The organism is Intestinibacter sp. (genome assembly GCF_051866655.1).
Lineage (GTDB): Bacteria > Bacillota > Clostridia > Peptostreptococcales > Peptostreptococcaceae > Intestinibacter.
The window spans coordinates 1-3490 of record NZ_JBJDXL010000333.1; the positions used below are offsets into that span (position 1 = coordinate 1).

Annotated in this window: 6 protein-coding genes; all 6 read left to right on the forward strand. The window is 32.1% G+C overall.

From position 1 onward, the window contains the following. The first annotated feature begins 229 nt into the window (after positions 1–229). The 6 genes from ACI3VO_RS09860 (at position 230) to ACI3VO_RS09885 (ending at position 3406) form a co-directional block, all read left to right on the forward strand. The gene (locus tag ACI3VO_RS09860; RefSeq protein ID WP_439757756.1) at positions 230–769 is read left to right on the forward strand and encodes a hypothetical protein; all 540 of its coding nucleotides are present in this window, start codon (positions 230–232) and stop codon (positions 767–769) included. After that, positions 766–1308: a DUF6378 domain-containing protein gene (locus ACI3VO_RS09865; RefSeq protein WP_439757757.1), complete on the forward strand. Its 543-nt coding sequence runs from the start codon at positions 766–768 to the stop codon at positions 1306–1308. The genes ACI3VO_RS09860 and ACI3VO_RS09865 overlap by 4 nt, the downstream gene beginning before the upstream one ends. Before the next feature lie 145 nt (positions 1309–1453). Continuing rightward, complete coding sequence (locus tag ACI3VO_RS09870; RefSeq protein WP_439757758.1) at positions 1454–1969, forward strand: hypothetical protein; 516 nt, start codon at positions 1454–1456, stop codon at positions 1967–1969. A 15-nt stretch (positions 1970–1984) separates the two neighbouring features. Continuing rightward, on the forward strand, positions 1985–2257 hold the full coding sequence (locus ACI3VO_RS09875) for a hypothetical protein (RefSeq protein ID WP_439757759.1): 273 nt from the start codon (positions 1985–1987) through the stop codon (positions 2255–2257). Between the two features lie 4 nt (positions 2258–2261). Continuing rightward, positions 2262–2681, forward strand: a complete 420-nt coding sequence (locus tag ACI3VO_RS09880; RefSeq protein WP_439757760.1) for a hypothetical protein — start codon at positions 2262–2264, stop codon at positions 2679–2681. A gap of 155 nt (positions 2682–2836) precedes the next feature. Beyond that, complete coding sequence (locus ACI3VO_RS09885) at positions 2837–3406, forward strand: ferritin (protein ID WP_439757761.1); 570 nt, start codon at positions 2837–2839, stop codon at positions 3404–3406. Positions 3407–3490: the final 84 nt, after the last annotated feature.

Below are 3490 nucleotides of genomic sequence, written 5' to 3' on the forward strand. Positions count from 1 at the left end.
GTTTAATATTTTAGATTTTATTATTTGTAATTCTAACTATAGTAACTGTGTGTATAGTAAATATAGGATTATACTTTGCGTCTATAACTAGTATAATAGCTAACATATTTGGCCCTCTACTTATTATATGCTGGGTTTGTGTTTTATATATAATTATTAGGTATTTATTAATAAATAGTTCGAAGCCATTTGAGTAAGAGAAATCTTATTTGAATGGCTATTTTTGTCTATGTGTTTAGTAGTGCCAGTTCCAGAAGTATTTATAGCACAAGAAGATATTCCATGCTTATTTAATGGAGAAAAAATGATTTCTCCTTATCAATATGTTCCTATACTAGAAATTGGATTATATAAAAAATTATTAGATATGAGATTAATTAAGGCAGATTATGAGATATTACATAGTAATGACAGAACTATGCTAGTTAAGCTAGTAGTTCCTTATTACAAAATAATGGAATTACAATTAATGGGAAGAATATTAAGATCCAATATGCTTCCTGTTAGAAATTCTAATGAGGGATTAAGTTTTATTCTCCCAGAAGAATATGATGGTAAAGCTAATGACCTAGAGAATATTCGTAACGGATCTGATTTTATTTTAGCTGCATTACAAGAAATAGAAGGTAAATATTTATCTCTTATATATGCTGATGGAGTTAAAATAGATAGAAACGATAGAGCATATATTCTTCCTGTATGTACTGCATATGAAGTAACTATTGAATGTAAGAATAAAATGTTCAATAAAATAATAGAGAATATATGAACGAGAATTTAGATTTAGTAGAGATATTGAAGGGTTGCCCAAAATTAAAGAAGAAATATAATATGGAAAGGAAAATTGGAGAAGTATTTGAGTGCGACGGTAAGAAGTTTCAAGTGATCGAAGATCCTATTGAAGAGTGTGATGGGTGCTATTTTGTTAAAGGAGGTTGTACTCGCAGTTTAGACATAAGAGGTTACTGCGGAAAAATAAATCGGAAAGATAGATGCGCCGTGATTTTTAAAGAAATAAAAGATATAAACAAAGAGAATAAACAATCCATCCTCGACGAGGCGAAATCCATCGTGGAAGGCAGCAGGCAATCAGACTACGGTGATCCTGTGGAGAGTTTTGAGCGGATCTCCAAGGCTGCCTCGATGATAGCCGGGAAAGATCTTTCCCCGAACGAGTGTTGCGCCGTACTGATGGCGGCCAAGATCGTGAGAGAAAGCTACTCTCATAAGCGGGATAACTTGGTCGATCTTTGCGGATATGCTGAGATTATGAATAGAATTAACGAATCAAAAAAGAAAGGAGAATAGATATAGACTGACCGGGAGGCAGGTGAAGTAGCCGATAAGGTGAAGAAGGTGATGCGGGATAACTGCGGTCAGCTTTGGTATTTTCAAGAATGGCTTAAACAGCAAGGAGGACATAATAAGGATAATTTTTATAAAAGCGTAAGATATGGAAGAAAGAGTGATTAAATTAACCTTGGATAAAGCTAAGGAGTTCTATAAGAAAGGTGGTGAGTTTAAGGATTTAGCTTTATCAGCTTTCTCTGAGGAGGAATTAAATGTGAAATTACCTAGAACTTGGCGAGAGTTCTGTAAATCGTATAATATGCAATCTCCTAATGAATGTTTCATTGGTTTACGTAGTAATATTATTATGCGGGCTGCTGACGTATACGAAAGAGATCCTGTTATAGACAAGAACGTACTTCCATCTGAAGAGGCGGCTGAAGCTCACTTGGCTCTAATGCAACTTCATCAATTGAGGGATTGTTATCGTCAAGGATGGAAACCAGATTGGAAGGAGGATTACCAGTATAAATATTGCATAGTTCTTAATAAAAATATTCTTAATATTAATCGAAGTTTTGATTGGAATAGTTTTCTATCTTTTCAATCTGAAGAAATAGCAGAAGAATTTCTAAATAACTTTAGAGATTTAATTATTCAGGCAGGAGATTTAATTTAAATATTATGTTAATAAATGAAAATAGAGGAATATGATTTCATATTAGAGTCAGTTGATGATGTTAGTCATTTCTATAATTTACAACTTCAAAAAGTGGTAAATAAAGGAAAGGCTAATGAAAGAACAACATTTGGAGATATTATGTATGGATTAACTTTAGAAACTGCTATAGAATTTATAGCTAGATATAGAGTTAATAAAAAATCTCCAGATTCTATAGATATGAAAACTTATCTAAAAGAATTAAAAGAAGAAAGAAGAAAGATTACTAATTTTATTAACAGTTAAAGATATGCAAAGAAAGAAAGAAGAGCCTGTAAATGTACATGATCAAGCATTAATGATTGAATTAGGTATTCATCCTCCTTATAGAGAAGTCTATGATTTTAGTAAAACTCCAAAAGAGAAAGCTGAGTTAATAGATTGTAAACATAGAGAAGGAAGAGGATTCTATACTCGAGGAGTCCATAAGAAACCTTATTCTATTCCTGTATATGATAAGTTAATTATCTATACTAAAGAGAATGGAACTAAATCAATTAATTGTGGGCAGTCAGATATTCCATATATTTTATATAGATTAAAGAAGGATAAAATTACTGTATTGAAGTATCAATGGAATGGAAGAACCTATAAAGAAAACGAGATTCCGTTCTGGAAACCTAAAGTGCATAGCGGGACCTCGATTTCTGTACGAAGTTACACTGTATAAAGATTACAAAGACAGATCTGAATTAGTAGATAATAGGTTTTATTCTTCAAGTAAACCTATTAAATATAAAGAAATTCAGATCTGTAAAATGGATAATTATTTATTATCTAAATGTATAACTTTATTAGAAGCTCCTATAGATTATTTATTAACAAATGGATTTAAAGAATGGACAAATGAGAAAGTTGGACGAAAGAGGAAATCCAATTCAAACTGATACTCCTGATAAAGGAGTTGTTACTAAGGGTGCAGAAGATACAATGACTTATACTAATAAAACTATTGATAAGTCAAGGAGAGTATGTACACTTAGTCAATCAATGATTGAAATGTTAGTTAAGCAGATGTCTGCTGAATTAGCTAATCATTCATTATATAGAACTTTTGCTAATTATTTTGCTGTAGAAGGACTTCCTCAGCTAGAGGAGTATTTTAAAGAGAGAGCAAAAGAGGAATATCTACATCATGACTGGATCTATAATTATTTGAGTGAAAATGATGCAATTTTCCAATATCCTCCTGTGCCTCCTATTAATGTAGATATTACTAATAGGATTATGCCGTTTGATGCTACAGTAGATAGAGAGATAGAAACTACTATGTCTATTAATCTTATTGTAGAGCAAGCTAAGAAGGAAGGAGATTGGGCTACATTTCAATGGTTACATGGAAATGATCCTCAGAGTGGTATGTTGGTGAGAGAGCAGGTAGCGATTTCTGCCTGACTGCATAGAAATATGTAAGTAAGAACAGATCAAAATCGGTGGAGACTGAGACGTTAATACCGAGGTAAATATAAGTTTTAAAAG